Genomic DNA, 18153 nt, shown 5'->3' on the forward strand with positions numbered 1-18153 from the left:
ACCACCGACTTGGCATCCCATGAATTACCGCCCGCTGCTGCTGTTATTGCTGAGTTTTTGCCTGCATGCCGAGCAAAAGCAGGACTTTGGCCCCTACAGCGTGCATTACCAGGCGCTGCCCACCACCTTTCTGACCCCGGTCATCGCCGGCCAATACCAAATCCGGCGTAGCCGCTATGAAGGGCTGGTTACCGTCACGGTACTTGATAGCCGCCACGGCAACAGGGCGATAAGGGCCGTGCTGGACGGCACCGCCACCAACAGGGTGGGCAACCAGAGACGGTTGTCTTTTCGGGAAGTGATTGAAGGGGACGCCATCTATTACCTGGCAACCCTGCCGGTCAGCCACCAGGAACATTTTGTCTTTGCCATTACCCTACGCCCTGCCGGTGGCCCGCCCCTGGCGCTACGTTTTGACCACCGTTTCTACACCGACTGATGTGCTACACTAGCGCCCCGAATTTTGGAGGTGCCATGAGTAAGATTGTCCTGGCTACCGGCAACGCCGGTAAGGTGCGCGAGCTGGACGCCATGTTGGCGCCGCTTAAATTGCACGTTGTCGCCCAGAGCGAATTCGATGTGCCGGAAGTAGCCGAAACCGGCACCACCTTCGTGGAAAACGCCATCATCAAAGCCCGCCATGCCGCCCGCATTACCGGCCTGCCGGCCATTGCCGACGATTCGGGCCTGGTGGTGGATGCCCTTGGCGGGGCGCCGGGGATTTACTCGGCCCGCTACAGCGGCGAAGGCGCTACCGACGCCAAGAACATCGACAAACTGCTGGCCGAGCTGCAAGACGTGCCGATGGATGCCCGCAGCGCCCGCTTTATCTGCTGCCTGGTGTACCTGCGCCACGCCGACGATCCCACCCCCATCATCTGCGAAGGGGCCTGGGAAGGGCGTATCGCCCGGGAAGCCTTTGGCGAAGGCGGCTTTGGTTACGATCCGGTGTTTTATGTACCGGCCCTGGCCAAAACCGCCGCCGAGCTCAGCAAGGAAGAGAAAAACGCCGTCAGCCACCGGGGCCAGGCCCTCAAGGCGCTGCTGGCCAAGCTGGGGGAATAAGGTGACGCTGCCGCCACTCTCGCTCTATATCCATATTCCCTGGTGCGTGGAAAAGTGCCCCTATTGCGACTTTAACTCCCACGCCATCAAGGGCGGCATTCCCGAAGCCGAGTACGTGGACGCCCTGCTGGCTGACTTAGAGGCCGATCTGCCCCTGGCCGGCGGCCGCACCTTAACAAGCATTTTCATTGGCGGCGGCACCCCCAGCGTGTTCTCGACCGAGGCCATAGCCCGGCTGCTGGCCGGGGTGAAAGCCCGCATTCCCTTTAGCGGCGATATCGAGATCACCTTCGAGGCCAACCCCGGCACCGTGGAAGCGGATAAATTCAAGGGCTTTGCCGAAGGCGGCGTCAACCGCCTGTCAATTGGCGTGCAAAGCCTACAGCAGGACAAACTCAACCTGCTGGGGCGCATTCATGGCCCGGGTGAAGCCCTGCGCGCCGCGGCTCTCGCCGCCGATTGCGGGGTGAGAAGCTTTAACCTCGACTTGATGCACGGTCTGCCCAATCAGCGCCAGCAAGATGCCCTGGACGACCTTCGCCAGGCCATTGCCTGCAACCCGGCGCACCTGTCCTGGTACCAGCTGACCATCGAGCCCAACACCCTTTTTGCCAGTAAGCCGCCGGTACTGCCCGACGACGACACCCTTTGGGCCATCCAAGAAGCTGGCCACGAGTTGCTGCTGGCGGCGGGGTATCGCCAATATGAGATCTCCGCCTACGCCAAGCCCGGCTTTGAGGCCCGCCATAACCTCAACTACTGGCGGTTTGGCGACTACCTCGGCATTGGCTGCGGCGCCCACGGCAAGCTCACGCAAGCAGACGGCCGCATCCTTCGCACCGTCAAGGTACGCCACCCCAAGGGCTACCTGGACCCAAGCCGCTCCTTTATGGACCAACTGCTGGCGGTAGAGGCAGACGAGCTGCCGTTCGAGTTCTTTATGAACCGGCTGCGGCTCTTTGAAGACGTGCCCAAGGCCGACTTTACCCATCGCACCGGCCTGCCGCTGGCCCTTGCCCAGCAGCAACTGGCCGATGCCTTTGCCAAAGGCCTGATGGTGGAAAATGCCAGCCACTGGCAGGTCACCGAACAGGGGCATCGCTACCTTAACCAGCTGCTTGCCTCATTTTTGTAACCTTTCATAACCAGCAGCCGACAAAAAAATCGCCATTGGGTTAACATTGCCGCTCTTTGAAGCCCTAGCCCTGGAGAACCCATGGTGTTTCGTTCCGGTATCCTGGCCGCCGTGCTGGCTGCGTCGCTATCCGCCTGCACCCAAATGCCCCATAACCACACTAAGGTGCCAGAATCCGAGCTAAGCCAGGCCCAGCTACACGAACGGGCCCAAGCCTTGTTCCAGGCCTACTTTGATGCCGAAGTAGCGGCCAGCCCCATGTGGCAGACCGAACTGGGTATGGACACCAACAAGGGCAAATGGGACGACATATCCGACCGCGCCGAAGAAGACAAAGTGGCCAGGGCCCAACTGATGCTGCAACGGCTTGACCAGTTGGACAGCAATCGCCTCTCCCCCCAGGACCAGCTCAGTTGGACCCTGTTGACCCAGCAGCTGCAAAGCACCATCGAAGGCTTCAAGTGGCGCCATTACGACTACCCGGTCAACCAGATGTATGGCTGGCACAGCGAGCCGGCGGCGTTTCTTATCAATAGCCAGCAGATAAACAGCAATGACGATGCCTGGGCCTATATTCGCAGGCTAAGGGCGATGCCGGATCTGTTCCGCCAACTGGAGAACAACCTCAGGGTACGGGCCGATGAGGGGATCATCGCGCCGGCCTTTGTGTTTGAGCACGTAAAAAGTGATATCGCCAATCTCACCCGTGGCTACCCCTTCGAGACCGGCCAGCCGGACAACCCGCTGATGGCCGATTTTCGGGCCAAGGTAGCCAAGGTTGCCGGGCTCAACCAATACCGCCTGAACGCCGAGGCCGCCGATGCCCTGCGCACCAAGGTTGGCCCGGCCTATCGCCGTTTGCTGAGCACCATCGACAAGCTGGAAAAGCGGGCCGACGATAACGATGGCGCCTGGAAATTCCCCCAGGGCGACGCCTTCTACCAGTGGCGCCTCAAGGAAATCACCACCACCGACCTCAGCGCCACACAAATTCACCAACTGGGGCTCGCGCAGGTCAAGCGTATCCAAAAGGAGATGCTGGCCATCAAGAACCAGGTGGGTTTTAAAGGAGACTTGCAGGCCTTCTTTGAATACATGCGTAGCAGCCCGCAGTTTTTCTACCCCAATACCGAGCAGGGCCGGGCCCGGTACCTAACAGAAGCCACCGCCCTGATTGACGACATGAAAGCCCGCCTGCCGAAGCTTTTCACCCTGATGCCCAAAGCCGAGCTGGATGTAAAAGCGGTGGAGCCGTTTCGGGAAAAATCCGCCGGCAAGGCCTTTTACCAAGGGCCGGCCCCCGACGGCTCCCGGCCCGGGCGCTATTACGTCAACCTCTACAACATGAAAGACATGCCGGTCTATCAAATGGCGGCCCTGGCCTACCATGAGGGCATTCCCGGCCACCACATGCAAATCGCCATCGCCCAAGAGCTCAAAGACATTCCCATGTTCCGCCGTTACGGCCACTACACCGCCTATATCGAGGGTTGGGGCCTCTACGCCGAAGAACTCCCCAAGGAGATTGGCCTTTACCAGGACCCTTACAGCGACTTTGGCCGCTTGGCCATGGAGCTGTGGCGCGCCTGCCGGCTGGTGGTGGATACCGGCATCCATGCCCAGCACTGGACGCGCCAGCAAGCCATTGATTATCTTCTGGCCAACACCCCCAACCCCAAGGGCGATGTGGTCAAGGCCACCGAGCGCTATATCGTGATGCCGGGCCAGGCTACCGCCTACATGGTGGGTAAACTCAAAATCATGGCGTTAAGGGAAGAAGCTCAAAAAGCCCTGGGCAAGGATTTTGATATTCGTGCCTTCCACGACCAGCTCCTCGCCAACGGCCCCTTGCCCCTCAATGTGCTGCAAAAGCAGACAGAGGCCTGGATTAAGGCACAAAGCAATTGATTTATCTTGGGAAAGCAATAAGCTCTAAATAGCTGTGCCGAATATTAGATCACCTTGGGCAGCCTACGAAGCCCCTGTTGTCACGAGCTGTGGAGATATAGGGTGGCTCACAATTAGGAACAGTTATTTAGGAAAGTCATTCGTGAAGCAAAATAGGAGTGAAAGTATGCCAGGCTCAGATCAAAATGGTGATGATCCAGACAAAAAGAAAGACAACTCCGGCAAGTAGTTAAGTGCTTTTTGGCATGAGCCTACATCCAGCAAGCGTTATTGAACTTTTCAATAATTGCTCAGTGTTGGTTATTGCTGCCGCTTGGTTAGTTTCCAAAGATGCCAAGCGGCTTGTTGTGCTGATACTTGCCAACTATGCAATCTGGTACGTCATGAGATTTACACTGACTCATTTCGATGGGAGTGTGTTTGTATATAATCTGGGAAACTCGTATTACCTGCTGCAAGCCGCCAGGGAAGTGGTCATTCTTGCCTTCCTGCTCGATGCCTGGATGCAAAACAAGGCTAGCGCCTTTTGGTGTAAAGCCTACCTCAGCGTGTTGGCCATCTCAGCATCCTGCAATGTGATTATGGCAGCAAATGCCAGTACCGAAGTAGGCCACGCCATAGTAGGCAAAGGTGGTTTTAGAGCCTTTCACTACTACGTAAATCAGGCCATACCCTTGGCTGAAATCCTTATCGCCTGGGGCAGCAGCAATAACGTTATCAGCCGTTTTTTCAAAAGATCCTCCACATCCCCCGTGGAAAACGCCCTTCCGAACGACTCTTCCGGCAAAGCTGATTGACCTTCGCGCCCTGACACCAGACACTAGCCGCTGCGTTTGATTTTGCGGTGTTTGGCTTTTGGAAGACTTCATCAACGGTGACTACCTCAATATTCTGGCTTGCAGTCTGATATTGCTGGCTTTGATAACGGCCAGAAAGGAGCGCCGCCTGCCCCTGGTTATCTTGAGCAACTATGCCGCCTACGGGGTGCTGGCTTGGTTGTCGGATGACTATGAGAACAACGTATTCCTGGGGGACCATGAATTCTACGGGCTTTGGTATCTTATCAACGCGCTGCGGGAAATCGTGATCCTGGCCTTTGTCTTTGAAGGGCTTTTAAAAGCCCAGCAAGGCCGCAAGCCCTACTGGGTGTATTTGGGGGTACTGCTGATCTCTATCTCCGCCAGCCTGCTGCTGGCGCTGTCCGACGTAACCGGCAAGGACTACCTGTGGAGCATCCACCTGCAGGCCATTTACTTGATCCCCTTTGCCGAGGTAGCCGTGTCCTGGTGGGGAAGCGACAATCTTTTCAACCGCCGTTACAGCACCCGGCGCCAACCGGTTCCCATCGAAAAAATCGCCACCAGCTATTAAAAAACGCCGCTTTAAGCGGCGTTTTCGTTATTGCTCGATAACCTCGACCCAGCCGTCGAACTGGGATTTAAAGGCGTTGTCCTGTTTGTCGATGGCCATCAGCTGGCCACACAGGGCATTGGCGTCAGACTTGATGGCGTCGCCCTTGGCGTCGGCCTCGGCTTCAATCTTCTTGGCCTTGCTTTCCAGGTTATCGGCCCAGGCCTGGATGTTTTCCTCAAAGCTGCCGTCGCCGCTGCTCATGGCCTGGCCCAACTGGCTGAACATGTTGCCCATGGACTTTTGCACCGCCCTTTCGATGCGCTTTTCAAAGTCCTTGCCGAGAAAATCGTCGTTGTCTTGGTCCCAGCTGCCGGCCCCGACATACCAGGTGCCGCCCTGCTCATGGAGCTTGCTGTCCAGCTTGACCCGCGCCTCGGCAAGGCCTGCTTCAACTTCATCGGCGGCGTCCGTACCCAGCACGTCTTTGAGTACCCCTGTCGTGACCTCTGCCGCTAAATCCAGGGCTTTTAGCCCCAGGCGAGCGGCGCTTTCGGCGCTGGTGCGAAGGTCGCGATTAAAGCCGTCCAGAGCCTGGCGCTGCTGGGCACTGAGGGACTGGGTTTTACCCCCTATCACCAAGGTGCCGTCCTGGTAACGCATCAGGGTTTTATCTTTGTCGGCAACGGTGAACCCGGATTTATCCAGACGCATGTCGTGGGGCAGGGTCATTTCGCATTTTTCATCCAGGTTCAAATTCATATTGGTTGCCTGGGCCAGCGGCGCCAGCAGCAGCAAAGAAAGGGCGGGGATCAGTGCTTTTTTCATCAGAAGCTCCTTGGCTGATTCTGACTGTGACCAATCAAACTACATGCCAACAGTAAAAACACTGATGAATCAAAAAGATATAAATTCAACTCACTGATCTGGCTGGTGATTTTCACCAGCTTTTGGCGAATTCGCCAAAGGGCGGGTTGGTAAGCTGGTGCCGTGAGAAGGGGACAGGCGAATGGCCTTCGATAGGGCCGCCAACGCCGTGTGAATGAGTTCAATAGCGCAAGGCGCGTAGCGAAGGAAGACAAGACAAGGCGAATTGCCCTGGGAAAGCGCAGTTTACTCTTGTGTAAATGAGCATTGACCAGGGCGATTCAACGCCGTCATGACGAGTGCAGTAGCGCCTTACTCGACGCGCTCGAACATCAGATCCCACACCCCATGCCCCAACCGCTCGCCGCGCGCTTCAAACTTGGTCTTGGGCCTGTGCTCGGGGCGCGGCACGTAGTCGTTGCTGGCGGACTGGTTTTGATAACCCGGCGCCGCGCTCATCACTTCCAGCATGTGCTCGGCGTAGTTTTCCCAGTCGGTGGCCATATGGAATACGCCGCCAATGGCGAGCTTTTTACGTAGGCTCTCGGCAAATTCGAGCTGCACGATGCGGCGCTTGTGGTGGCGCTTTTTGTGCCAAGGGTCGGGGAAAAAGAGCTGCATCCGCGCCAGGCTGGCGTCGGGAATGTTGTCGGCCAGCACCTCCACGGCGTCGTGCTCGAACACCCGCAGGTTGGTGACACCGGCTTCACTGGCCGCCATCAAGCAGGCGCCCACACCGGGCTTGTGCACCTCGATGCCGATAAAGTTGAGCTCGGGGGCAGCCTGGGCCATTTCCACCAGGCTTTTGCCCATACCAAAGCCGATTTCCAGCACCACCGGGTTACTGTTGCCAAAGACCTTGGCAAAATCCAGCAGCCCCATGCCGTGCTCAAGGCCCATGGTGGGCCAGCACTTTTCCAGGGCCTGGGCCTGGCCTTTGGTCAGGCGCCCTTCGCGGCGCACAAAGCTACGTATCTTACGCAGATAAGGCGTATTTTCGGCGTTTTGCTCGGACATCTGCGGCTCCTGTGTTTTGGGGCGGGCATTATCGCTACAATACCGGCCTATTTCCAGACAGAAGATTGCTCATGACCTTTGCTGAGCGGGTGGTCAACTGGTACCACCAACATGGCCGCAAAACCCTGCCCTGGCAGCAGCACAAGACCCCTTATAAGGTATGGGTCTCCGAGATCATGCTGCAACAAACCCAGGTTGCCACCGTTATCCCCTATTTTGAGCGCTTTATGGCGCGTTTTCCCGATGTGGTGGCCCTGGCCGATGCCCCTCAGGACGAAGTGCTGCACCATTGGACCGGCCTTGGCTATTACGCCAGGGCTCGTAACCTGCACAAGGCCGCCCAGCATATTCGCGACCAACATGGCGGCGTGTTCCCGGAGCGCATTGAAGAGGTAGAAGCCCTGCCTGGCGTTGGCCGCTCCACCGCCGGGGCTGTGCTGTCGCTGTCATTGGGGCAAGACCACGCCATTTTGGACGGTAACGTCAAAAGGGTGCTGGCCCGCCACCAGCGTGTAGAAGGTTGGCCCGGCAACAAGAAGGTGCACGATAAGCTGTGGGATATCACCGAAGCGCTCACCCCCAGCAAGGACGTCACCGCCTATAACCAGGCGATGATGGACTTGGGGGCCATGATCTGCACCCGTTCACGGCCCAAGTGCGAGCTGTGCCCGGTGGCCGAAGACTGCGGCGCCTTTATTGTCGGGCGCCAAAGCGACTACCCCGGTAAAAAGCCCAAGAAAACCCTGCCGGTGCGCAGTGCCACCTTCTTGCTGCTCAAAAAAGGCGGGGAAGTATTACTGCAACAACGGCCGCCATCGGGCCTGTGGGGCGGCCTTTACTGCCCGCCAGAGGTGCCACAAGCACAGATTGGCGATTGGTTGGACAGTCGCCAACTGGTGGCCAACCGCCAGCAGCAACTGGCGCTCTTTCGCCATACCTTCAGCCACTTCCACCTGGACATCACCCCCATAGTGCTGGATGTCGAACCTTTGCCCGGCATCATGGAAGCCGGGCAGGGGCTTTGGTATAACTTGGCCCAGCCACCGGCCGTGGGCCTGGCCGCCCCCACCAGCAAGCTTTTGACCCTATTGAAAAACGAGGACAGCCAATGAGCCGCACCGTATTTTGCGCCCATCTGAAACAAGACGCCGAGGGCTTGGATTTCCAACTCTACCCCGGGGAATTGGGCAAGCGCATTTTTGACAACATCTCCAAGGAAGCCTGGGCGGCCTGGCAGAAAAAACAAACCATGCTCATTAACGAAAAGAAACTGAACATGATGGACCCAGAGCACCGCAAGTTCCTGGAAGGGGCCATGACCGACTTTCTTTTCGAGGGTAAAGACCCGCAAATCGAGGGTTACACCCCACCCAAAGCCTGATTTTGCTCAGGCTTTGAGCAAACAGTCTGGAGGGCGCCGAAAAGCCCCTTCAGACTGGTTGACTTGCCTCTCGAAGATCTATTTAATTAGCGCCCGTTGCCTCGATAGCTCAGTTGGTAGAGCAGCGGATTGAAAATCCGCGTGTCGCTGGTTCGATTCCGGCTCGAGGCACCACGAATTGCAAGAAAGATAAGGTTATAGGCCTTGTCTCTGGTCAGAAAATTACGATAAATTGCTGACCTTCAAGCCAGTTTTGGTTGCCGGCTTAGCTCAGTTGGTAGAGCAACTGACTTGTAATCAGTAGGTCGCGGGTTCGACTCCTGCAGCCGGCACCACTTAAAATTTGCCTCGATAGCTCAGTTGGTAGAGCAGCGGATTGAAAATCCGCGTGTCGCTGGTTCGATTCCGGCTCGAGGCACCATTTTAGAAACCCAGCTTCTGCTGGGTTTTCTTTTTTGTCGTCATCGAACAAGTTCGATTGTCAGGCCCATCCCTGGACCTGACCCTTCGGGCCATCGCCAGCGATGTCCCAAAATGCTCCCGGCATTTTGGTCCGGCTCGAGGCACCATAAAAAGAAAAGCCCTGGTCGCAAGACCGGGGCTTTTTGTTATCCGCGCCACAGTGTCGCTGACCTCGGCGGCCCCATTCTATTCCGGCTCGAGGCACCATTTTAGAAACCCAGCTTCGGCTGGGTTTTCTTTTTAGGCCTCGCTCAGGCCTGCCCGACAAACCCCCTTACATTCAGCCTCTTGCTAAAGCCCTGCCCTTTGCGACAATCAGGCCATGTCAAAGGAAGGATGCTTGCATGTATCACAACCATGTTGTCGAGACCCTGCCTGAGGCTAGGCAACTGCCCTGGCAACAGGTCGCGCCGCACTACCCCGCCATGGAGGGTTACCGGATGCTGCTTATAGCGCTGGCCGTGCTGGTGGCGGCCGCCGCAGCGCCGCTGCTGGCAGGGGATAGCGCCATGGCGCTGCTCACCCTGCCGCTGGCGGTGTTGGTGGTGGTACTGGTGGGCTGGCACCGGGTGGAGCTTGCCAAGCGTTTTCGGTATGTGGTGCGTGAACAAGACATCCACAGCGCCGAAGGCATCTTCTGGCAAAAGCACACGGCCTTGAGTTACAGCCGCATCCAGCATATCGCCATCGAGCAGGGCCCTTGGGAGCGCCGCTTCGGGCTGGCCAGACTGCGGCTCTTTTCAGCTGGGTCGTCGTCGGCAGAGCTGGAGCTGCCGGGGCTTGAAGAGGCCCAGGCCCAGCAGCTGCGCCAGTGGCTGCTGGAGAGGATAGGCCCGCAATGACCCATTGGCAGCGGCTCTCTCCCTGGGGTGTGTTTTTCTTCCTGGTGATACAGCTTGGCGCCTGGGCCAGGGCAGTGCCAGCAGTATTTGCTGCCGGGGTTTATGGTGGTGGCGCCAATTGGAGCCGAGTCACCCTGGCAGTGCTCATCCTGGCGCCACTCGCCATGATGGGCAGCGCCCTGGTGAGCTGGTGGCGGTTTTTCTATTTGGTTAAACCTGGGCGCCTGGAGATACGCCAGGGGCTGCTGTTTACCAAACACCTTGAGATCCCGGCCCAGCGGGTGCAGAACATCGAGATAAGCCAGCCCTTTTACTACCGGCCCCTGGGGCTTTACAACCTGACCATTGAAACCGCCGGGGCCAGCGGCCAAGAGGCCAAACTGGCAGCCCTTACCGAGCAGCAGGCCGACGCCATCAAGGCCACCTTGCTGGGCGAAGCTCCAGCCCAGGCTCCCAGCCTTGATACGCCACCGCTATTAACCCGTAGCACCGGCGATTTACTGATTTACGGTTTTTGCCACAACCACCTAACCTGGCTCTTAGTCTTGCTGGCCCCCTTTTATGACAACCTTGGCAAATGGCTTGGCAACCTGCTGAGCGCCGAGGAGCTGCACCTTGGCTGGCGCCTTTACCTGCTGGGCTTTGTGATGCTGGCACTGATATTAACGGTGCTGTCCATGGCGGCGGCCTGGCTTATTTACGCGCCCTACCGCCTGGAACAGCAGGACCAGCGCCTGGTGCAAAGCGGCGGCATCATCACCCATCGGCAACTGGCCATGAAGCGGCGCCGCCTGCAGTGGCTGGTGGCCAGCCAAAGCCTGCTTGACCGGATCTTTGGCCGCTGGGTGTTGACCTTCTACCCAGTAAAAGACGGCAAAGCCGGTAAAGACCCAGGCAAAAGCCAAAAGCTGCTGGCCCCGGCCCTGCGCCCAGGGGAGTTGGCGCCGCTTTTAGCCCTGGGCGGCGCCAAGGCACTGCCCCAGGCGCCCTACAGCCGCCCCTCGCCTTTTTATCTTCGCCGCCTGCTGGTATGGAGCACCCTGCCGCTGCTGGCCGCCACCCTTTCCCTTTGGCATCAATTTGGCGCCCTGGCGGGCCTGCTGTGGCCCCTGGCATGGGCGGCCATCACCATGCATTGGCTGGGCTGCGGTTGGCAGGTCAACGGCAACCGGCTTTGGGTGCGCCGGGGGCTGGTTAATGTCCGGCAATATCTGTTGAAACCGGCCAAGGTGCAGCGGGTGACCCTCAGCCAAAGCCCGGGCCAACGCAGAAGACACCTGGCGAGCCTTAGCATCAGTACCGGCGCTGGTAATCTCAATTTGCCCTGGCTGGCGCTGGACGAGGCCTGTTACCTGCGTGACTGGCTGCTGGCCGAGGCGCAGCAGCAAGCCGATGATTGGCTCTAATCGCCGCCGGGCACCTCGATGATGGCCGGCACCACCCCAAGGTGAGCGCAAAACCGCTCAACATCACTTTTGGCCAGCACCCAGGTGCGGGTAGATACCAGCGGGTGGCATTGAAAGTCCCCGCCCTGCCAAAGCGCTTGGTCAATCCACAGCATCACTTGGCGTTCGCTGTCGTTGACAAGGGCCAGCAGTGACACGGCGCCAGGCTTTACTCTCAGGTATTTTTGCAGACGCTCGGCAGAGGCAAAGCCGAGGCGCGACAAACCGCTGGCCGCCGAGAGCGCTTTAAGATCCACCTTTTTGCTGGCCGGCACCAACAGCAGCACATGCCGGCGGCCATAGTTGTCTCGCAAGAAGAGGTTTTTGATGCGCTGCCCTGGCCGCTTTACGCCTAAGCGCTCTGCTGCCTGACTGTCGTTTAAAGGCGGGTGCTCAAAGGCCTGGTAGCGGATGCCAAGGGCGTTTAGCAGGTCGTTAGGCACACAGGCTCTCCGGCAAAAAGGCCAGCCTAACCGGCCTTGGTAGTCGGCTCAATCCTTATGGCGGCGAGTAAAGGCCTCCATCAGCTCCATGGGCAACGGGAAGATAATGGTGGAATTGTGCTCACCGGAGATCTCGGTGAGGGTTTGCAGGTAACGGAGCTGAATGGCCTGGGGCTGTTTGGACAGCACTTCAGCGGCCTCTTGCAATTTTTTCGACGCTTCCAGCTCGCCGCTGGCGTGGATAACCTTGGCCCTTCTTACCCGCTCAGCCTCGGCCTGGCGGGCAATGGCGCGGATCATCGACTCGTCCAGATCTACGTGTTTTATCTCCACATTGCTGACCTTGATACCCCAGGTGTCAGTGCTGGAATCGAGAATGCGCTGCAAGTGGCTGTTGATGGCCTCACGCTCAGCCAGCATTTCGTCAAGCTCGTGCTGCCCCAGCACCGAGCGCAGCGTGGTTTGGGCCAGTTGGCTGGTAGCTTCGAGGTAATTCTCGACATTGATAATGGCCTTTTGCGGGTCGACCACCCGAAAGTAAATCACTGCATTGACCTTGATGGAGACGTTGTCGCGGGAGATCACGTCCTGGGTGGGCACGTCCATGGTCAGGGTGCGAAGGTCGACTCTTACCACCTGCTGCACGAAGGGCACCACGATGATAAGCCCCGGGCCTTTGACCTTGTAAAAGCGCCCCAGCAGGAAGATGACGCCGCGCTGGTACTCGCGCAGCACCCTGAACATGCTCGATAGCAGCAGTACCAGAAAGATAAACAGAATAAGGGGGAACAGACTGGCGGGGATCATGGGGATACCTCCGGTTGGGCTTTGACGTCCAGCACCAGGCCGTGAACGCCGGTAATAACCACACTCTGCCCCCGGGCCAGGGGCTCTTCGCAACGCGCATTCCAGATCTCGCCCTGCACGCTGACGGTAAGCGCATCAGGGCGGTTATCCAGCACCAGGGCCGGGCAGCCCACAAGCTTACCAACCCCCGACACCACCGGCTGGCGGCGCTGGCGCACCAGCATCCTCGCCACCACCACCAAAAACAGTACCGAGGTCACACAACTGGCAGCCACCAGCGGCCAGGCCACCTGATAGGCCTGGTCGGGGCTTTCAAACAGCAACACCGAGCCAACCGAGAACGCCACCAGGCCGCCGGCTCCCAAAATGCCGAAACTGGGCATCATCGCCTCGGCGGTCAACAGCGCTATCCCCACCAGCAGCAGCGCCAGGCCGGCATAGCTGATGGGCAGCATCTGAAAGGCCAGCAGCGCCAGCATCAGACTGATAACGCCAATGGTGCCGGACACCCCAAAGCCGGGGCTGTAGAATTCGAGCAGCAGGCCGTAGATGCCAATCAGCATCAGGATGTAGGCGATGTTGGGGTCGGTGATGGCGATGATGAATTTCTGGCGCCAGTCCGGCGCCCGATTCACCGCCACAATGCCTTGGGTCGCAAGGGTCACGCTACCCGAGGCGGTGTCTACCCGGCGGCCGTCAAGCTTTGCCAAGAGCGCCGCTTCGTCCTTGGCGAGAATCTCTATCACTCCTTGATCCAGCGCTTGGCTGGCGGTCAGGGTGGCGGCGTCTTTAACCGCCGCCTCGGCCCACTCGGCGTTGCGCCCCCGCTGCTCGGCCAGGGCCCGGATATCGGCAATGGCGTCGTTCATCTGCTTGCGGGCCAGGGTCTTTTGGTTCTCGCTTGGCTCTTTTTGCTCGCCGCCGCTCCCCGCCAGCTGGATGGGGCTGGCTGCCCCCAGATGGGTGGCCGGAGCCATGGCGGCCACATGGCTGGCATAAAGCATGAAAGTGCCGGCCGACGCGGCCCTCGCCCCCTGGGGCGCCACGTAAATCACCACCGGCACAGCGCTTGCCAGGATGGCTTGGTTGATATCGTGAGTGGAAGAAGAAAGGCCGCCGGGGGTGTCGAGGGTTAATAGCAGCAGCACAGGCCTTGGGTTGGCGCTGGCAGCGTCTGTTATCTCGGTTTTAAGGTATTCAGCCACGCCGGGCCCGATGGCGCCTTTGACGCCGAGCTGCCAGTAAACCCCCTGGGCCAGGAGTGGGCAGCAGCACAACAGCAGGGCCCAAAGCAGCGCTTTTACCATGAGTGGTTGGCCGGTGGTGCAGTCTTTAAAGCTTAGGCCCTGTCGGCCAGCCCTGCCGCCCCCCCCTCGCCGGTGGTTGAGACTTGGGCGTCCTTGGTGTTAACTGTTAGCTTCCTTGACCCAAGCCTTCAACGCCTTGAAATCAGCCACTATTAACGACGTCGCCCGCCTTGCCGGGGTGTCCATCAAAACCGTGTCACGGGTGATTAACCGCGAGCCCAATGTGCGGGAAGAAACCACGGCCAAAGTCATGGCGGCGGTCCAGGAGCTCGATTACCAACCCAACCAGGCGGCGCGCAGCTTGGCCGGTTTTAAGTCGTTTAATATCGGCTACCTGTACGACAACCCCAACGCCTATTACGTTATCGACATGCAGCGCGGCTTGCTCACCGCCTGCCGCGAGCACGGTTATGAGCTGCTTATTCACCCTTGCGACGCCTTTACCGACAACATCGTCGAGGAAGTGTTGGCCACGGTGAAAAAAGCGCGGCTGGCCGGGGTGGTGCTGACCCCGCCGCTCTCGGAGATCCCGGCAGTGGTGCAGTGCCTTCAGGAAAAGCAGATCCCCTTTGTGCGGGTGCTGTCAGGCTCACAGGCACCAGACAACCTGAGCCCCTGCGTGATGGTGGATGACCGCGGCGCCGCCTTCGAGATAACCCACCACCTGCTGGCCATGGGCCACCGGCGACTGGCGTTTTTTTGCGGCGACACCGAGCACCACTCCACCGCCGAGCGCCAGGCCGGTTTTGAAGCGGCCCTTGCCAAACACCGGGTAGACGCCAGCCAGGCAACTATTCTGCCCGGCAGTTACGCCTTTGATTCGGGCGTCAAAAATGCCCGCCAGGTGCTGGCCCTTGCCGAGCGCCCCAGCGCAATCATTGCCGCCAACGACGAAATTGCGGCCGGCGCGCTCTTTGCCTGCCGCCTCGAAGGGGTGCGGGTGCCCGAGGACATGGCCATTGCCGGCTTTGAAGACTCGCCCTTTTCTCGCCAAACCTGGCCGCCGTTAACAACCGCCCAACAGCCTAACGCCGAGATCGCTCGCCAGGCCGCTACCCTGCTGCTGGCCGATATCCGCGGTGACAAACGCAATAACCAATTGATTTTCTCCCCAAAACTGCTCGAACGAGACTCCACTTCCGCCGCTCGTTGAGGCGCTCCTGTCAGCAAAGAGATGGGATCAATGTCATCTTTTTGCAAAAAAGCCTTTGCATGGATTTCACATCGTCGTTAGCGTGAAACTCGATTGACAGCGTTGTCATGCCAACGGGAATGACAACGCTGTCATACCCATAACAGAGCTCCAGCTGTAAGGAGCCAAATGCAGAAAACAAGACATCAGGATAAAACGTCATGGAAACTCGCAAACTGAGCTCGTGCGCTCTGGCCGTGAGGGTAGCTCTGGTACTGGGTGGGGCTTTGAGCCTGCCGGCCCTGGCCGCTGACCCCGCGCAGCAGCCCGCCGCTAAAGCAACTGCCAGCAAGGACACCAGCGACATCGAGCGCATTGAAGTCACCGGCATCCGTGCCAGCATGAAGGCCTCCGTCAACACCAAACGGTTTAGCAACTCGGTGGTGGATGCCATTACCTCTGAAGACATCGGCAAGTTCCCCGATAAAAACGTGGCCGAGTCACTGTCACGGATCACCGGCGTATCGGTGACCCGCGACTTCGGTGAAGGGGAAAAAATCGCGGTGCGCGGCACCGATCCGTCGCAAAACCGGACCCTGCTCAACGGCTCGGCGGTGGCTTCGGCAGACTGGTTTGTGCTGGACAACCCCTCCCGCGCCTTTAACTTCACCCTGCTGCCGTCCAACCTCATTTCCTCTCTTGAGGTGTACAAAAGCCCCCAAGCCGACATTCAGGAAGGCTCTTTGGGCGGTACCGTCTACCTCAAAACCTTCAAGCCGATGCAGCTCGATGCCAACACCCTCAAATTGAGCGCCGAAGAGCAGTATTCGGACAACTCGGAGAAGTGGGACCCGCAGCTGTCCGGGCTTTATTCTTGGAAGAACGACGACGAGACCTTCGGCTTTTTAATCTCCCTGACCCGCCAAGACCGCACCCTGGTGCGTGAGGGCCAAGAAGCGCTGGGTTTTGTCCATGATGATAATGGCACTGAAGAGGACCAAAGTGACGACTTCTGGCGCCCACGGGTGTTGGGTGATGCTTACTTCAACCAAAAGCGCGAGCGCAAAACCGGTTTTGCCGCCATCCAATGGCGCCCCGCCGAGCGCTGGGATTTGAACCTCAATATCCTCAACACCAAGCTCGATGCCAACAACACCAACCACAACCTCTACACCTTCCTGGACAAGAACTTTAATCAGGCTGATGCTCAATTCTCGGGCAACCATGTGGTCGCTGGCAGTGCCGATAACGCCATTTCTCAGCTTTATGTGATTGACCGTATCTCCTACTCCAAGAGCAAGGCCTACGACTTTGAAGGCAGCTATGATGCCGATGTCTTCAAGGTCACCATGAAGGCCGGCTTTACCGAGGCAGAAGGTGGCACCAGCCGAGACCGCCATTACCAGTTCTCAAGGGTCATGGACCATGTCACCTTCGACGGCCTAAACCACACCGACTATGTGGATGCTTCCAACACCGAAAGCCGCGACCAATTGCTGGCCCGCCCCTTCGACTGGATGCAAGAAGGCGCTCGCACCATGAAGGACGAAGAGCGCTACGGCGGCTTTGACTTCGAACTGCCGGTAAGCCACGGCATCTTCACCGACATCAAGGCCGGTGTTTATTATCGTGACCACGACAAGAGCCAGCGCCAGACCGGCACTCGCTTCCACTGGTATAAGGACGATCAGCTAAATGGTGCCTGGCCTGACGTGTTGCCAGGGCAAACCAACTGGGCTTCTGGTGTGCTGGGCCAATACAGCCTGAGCGACTTTATCGGCGGCGACTCCACGGCCAACTACCCGTTGCTCGACACCGGCAAAGCCGCCGCCATTGCTTACCCGGCCGCGGCTTTTGCCAGCCCCACCGCCACCTTCCTGTTCCTGGCCGATACCTGGAAAGTGAACGAGAAGATTTACTCGGCCTACACCAAAGGCAACTTCCAGGGGGAAGGGTTCCGGGGTGACGTAGGCGTGCGCTTTGTGAAAACCGAAGTCCGCTCCAGCGGCTATCTCTGGGACGGCGACTCCACCGCCGCAGCCATCAGCCTGCTGGACGGTTACAGCCTGCTGGCCGATGCTGTCGACCCCAGTGCAGATGGTGACTGGAACGTACGCCAAGCGACTGCCAAGCACAGCTATGACGACATCCTGCCCAACCTGAACCTGGTCTTTGACTTGACCGACGATACCTTGCTGCGCTTTAGCGCCGCCCGGGTGATGTCGCGTCCCGACTACGTGGATATTGCCTATCACGAGTCCCTGAACATTCCCACCCGTAGCGGCCAACGCGGCAACCCTAACCTCGACCCGACCCGCGCCAACCAATACGACATCGCCTACGAGTGGTACTTCAGCGATACCGGCATGCTGAGTGGCACCTTCTTTTATAAGGACATCGAGGGTTTGGTGAAATATGAGGATATTCAAACCGAAGCCTACGATGAGAAAGTCGGCAAAAATGTGGTAGTCAACGTCACCAAACCCATCAACGGCGCTGGCAGTGAAGTCAAAGGGGTGGAGCTGTCCTACCAGCAGGAGTTTGGTAACTTCGGTATTCTGGCCAACTACACCTATACCGATGCCAACGCCAAGGAAGAGCGCGACCCGGTGACCAGCCCCGGTTCCGGCCTGACTCTTGGTACCTCCAAGCACATGGCCAACCTGACCGGTTATTATGAGAACGACTGGCTCAGCGCCCGCCTGGCGTACAACTACCGTACCCATTATTACGACGGCATCAGTGAGTATGGCTCCGAGGTCTTTACCGACAACTATGGTCAGCTCGACGGCCGTATCGGCATCAAGGTGATGGAAAACCTGGAGCTGACTGCCGAAGCGGTCAACATCACCGATGAAGACATCGAGCAGTACCACATCGACAAATCCGCACCGTCCAAGAAGTACAGTAACGGCCGCCGCTTTTACGTGGGCCTGAACTACAGCTTCTAAATCAAGCCGGCCCGGGCTTGCCCGGGCCTCTTTAGCGAGTA

At 58.5% G+C, this 18153-nt stretch carries 17 protein-coding genes and 3 tRNA genes; 15 read left to right on the forward strand and 5 right to left on the reverse strand.

All coding sequences use genetic code 11. From position 1 onward, the window contains the following. Nucleotides 1-19 precede the first annotated feature (19 nt). The 6 genes from EDC28_RS01855 (at nt 20) to EDC28_RS01880 (ending at nt 5479) form a co-directional block, all read left to right on the forward strand. Nucleotides 20-439, forward strand: coding sequence for a DUF4426 domain-containing protein (locus tag EDC28_RS01855; protein WP_123420473.1), 420 nt, complete (start codon nt 20-22; stop codon nt 437-439). A gap of 35 nt (nt 440-474) precedes the next feature. After that, a complete protein-coding gene (locus tag EDC28_RS01860; RefSeq protein WP_050657960.1) occupies nt 475-1065 on the forward strand; it encodes an XTP/dITP diphosphatase in 591 nt (196 codons plus the stop codon). A gap of 7 nt (nt 1066-1072) precedes the next feature. Beyond that, nucleotides 1073-2200, forward strand: coding sequence for a radical SAM family heme chaperone HemW (gene hemW / locus EDC28_RS01865; protein ID WP_244946530.1), 1128 nt, complete (start codon nt 1073-1075; stop codon nt 2198-2200). An 81-nt stretch (nt 2201-2281) separates the two neighbouring features. Further along, nucleotides 2282-4108 carry a DUF885 domain-containing protein gene (locus tag EDC28_RS01870; protein ID WP_211355710.1) on the forward strand — a complete coding sequence of 609 codons (1827 nt, stop codon included), beginning with the start codon at nt 2282-2284 and terminating at the stop codon, nt 4106-4108. Between the two features lie 245 nt (nt 4109-4353). Then, nucleotides 4354-4905: a hypothetical protein gene (locus tag EDC28_RS01875; RefSeq protein WP_148049781.1), complete on the forward strand. Its 552-nt coding sequence runs from the start codon at nt 4354-4356 to the stop codon at nt 4903-4905. Between the two features lie 58 nt (nt 4906-4963). Then, nucleotides 4964-5479 carry a hypothetical protein gene (locus EDC28_RS01880; protein ID WP_123420476.1) on the forward strand — a complete coding sequence of 172 codons (516 nt, stop codon included), beginning with the start codon at nt 4964-4966 and terminating at the stop codon, nt 5477-5479. Between the two features lie 27 nt (nt 5480-5506). Here EDC28_RS01880 and EDC28_RS01885 read toward each other — a convergent pair whose 3' ends face one another. Both EDC28_RS01885 and trmB read right to left on the reverse strand, forming a co-directional pair. Continuing rightward, nucleotides 5507-6286, reverse strand: a complete 780-nt coding sequence (locus tag EDC28_RS01885) for a DUF2884 family protein (RefSeq protein ID WP_050657965.1) — start codon at nt 6284-6286, stop codon at nt 5507-5509. Between the two features lie 351 nt (nt 6287-6637). Further along, nucleotides 6638-7342 (reverse strand): tRNA (guanosine(46)-N7)-methyltransferase TrmB, encoded by a 705-nt coding sequence (gene trmB, locus EDC28_RS01890; protein ID WP_123420477.1) that lies wholly within the window; start codon nt 7340-7342, stop codon nt 6638-6640. A 71-nt stretch (nt 7343-7413) separates the two neighbouring features. On the opposite strand from trmB, the gene mutY reads away from it, so the two are divergent. From mutY to EDC28_RS01925, 7 genes are all read left to right on the forward strand, one after another. Then, nucleotides 7414-8454: an A/G-specific adenine glycosylase gene (gene mutY, locus EDC28_RS01895; RefSeq protein WP_123420478.1), complete on the forward strand. Its 1041-nt coding sequence runs from the start codon at nt 7414-7416 to the stop codon at nt 8452-8454. After that, nucleotides 8451-8723 carry an oxidative damage protection protein gene (locus EDC28_RS01900; RefSeq protein ID WP_050657968.1) on the forward strand — a complete coding sequence of 91 codons (273 nt, stop codon included), beginning with the start codon at nt 8451-8453 and terminating at the stop codon, nt 8721-8723. Before mutY ends, EDC28_RS01900 begins: the two co-directional genes overlap by 4 nt. A gap of 98 nt (nt 8724-8821) precedes the next feature. Next, a tRNA-Phe gene (locus EDC28_RS01905) sits at nt 8822-8897 on the forward strand. Between the two features lie 85 nt (nt 8898-8982). After that, nucleotides 8983-9058 (forward strand) — tRNA-Thr (locus EDC28_RS01910). A 10-nt stretch (nt 9059-9068) separates the two neighbouring features. Continuing rightward, nucleotides 9069-9144 (forward strand) — tRNA-Phe (locus EDC28_RS01915). 385 nt (nt 9145-9529) lie between these two features. Beyond that, complete coding sequence (locus EDC28_RS01920; protein ID WP_123420479.1) at nt 9530-10027, forward strand: PH domain-containing protein; 498 nt, start codon at nt 9530-9532, stop codon at nt 10025-10027. Then, nucleotides 10024-11433 carry a PH domain-containing protein gene (locus EDC28_RS01925; RefSeq protein WP_123420480.1) on the forward strand — a complete coding sequence of 470 codons (1410 nt, stop codon included), beginning with the start codon at nt 10024-10026 and terminating at the stop codon, nt 11431-11433. The genes EDC28_RS01920 and EDC28_RS01925 overlap by 4 nt, the downstream gene beginning before the upstream one ends. Here EDC28_RS01925 and EDC28_RS01930 read toward each other — a convergent pair. The 3 genes from EDC28_RS01930 to EDC28_RS01940 are packed head-to-tail and all read right to left on the reverse strand — an operon-like array spanning nt 11430 to nt 14029. Further along, nucleotides 11430-11915 (reverse strand): prolyl-tRNA synthetase associated domain-containing protein, encoded by a 486-nt coding sequence (locus EDC28_RS01930; RefSeq protein ID WP_123420481.1) that lies wholly within the window; start codon nt 11913-11915, stop codon nt 11430-11432. The two genes, EDC28_RS01925 and EDC28_RS01930, sit on opposite strands and share 4 nt — an antisense overlap. Nucleotides 11916-11963: 48 nt before the next feature. Next, nucleotides 11964-12722, reverse strand: a complete 759-nt coding sequence (locus EDC28_RS01935; protein ID WP_050659169.1) for a slipin family protein — start codon at nt 12720-12722, stop codon at nt 11964-11966. Continuing rightward, nucleotides 12719-14029 (reverse strand): NfeD family protein, encoded by a 1311-nt coding sequence (locus EDC28_RS01940; protein ID WP_170163996.1) that lies wholly within the window; start codon nt 14027-14029, stop codon nt 12719-12721. Before EDC28_RS01940 ends, EDC28_RS01935 begins: the two co-directional genes overlap by 4 nt. A 136-nt stretch (nt 14030-14165) precedes the next feature. On the opposite strand from EDC28_RS01940, the gene EDC28_RS01945 reads away from it, so the two are divergent. Both EDC28_RS01945 and EDC28_RS01950 read left to right on the forward strand, forming a co-directional pair. Next, complete coding sequence (locus tag EDC28_RS01945; RefSeq protein ID WP_123420586.1) at nt 14166-15182, forward strand: LacI family DNA-binding transcriptional regulator; 1017 nt, start codon at nt 14166-14168, stop codon at nt 15180-15182. Between the two features lie 200 nt (nt 15183-15382). Beyond that, complete coding sequence (locus EDC28_RS01950; protein ID WP_123420482.1) at nt 15383-18112, forward strand: TonB-dependent receptor; 2730 nt, start codon at nt 15383-15385, stop codon at nt 18110-18112. The last annotated feature ends 41 nt before the right edge of the window (nt 18113-18153 follow it).

This window comes from Gallaecimonas pentaromativorans, assembly GCF_003751625.1.
Taxonomy (GTDB): Bacteria; Pseudomonadota; Gammaproteobacteria; order Enterobacterales; family Gallaecimonadaceae; genus Gallaecimonas; species Gallaecimonas pentaromativorans.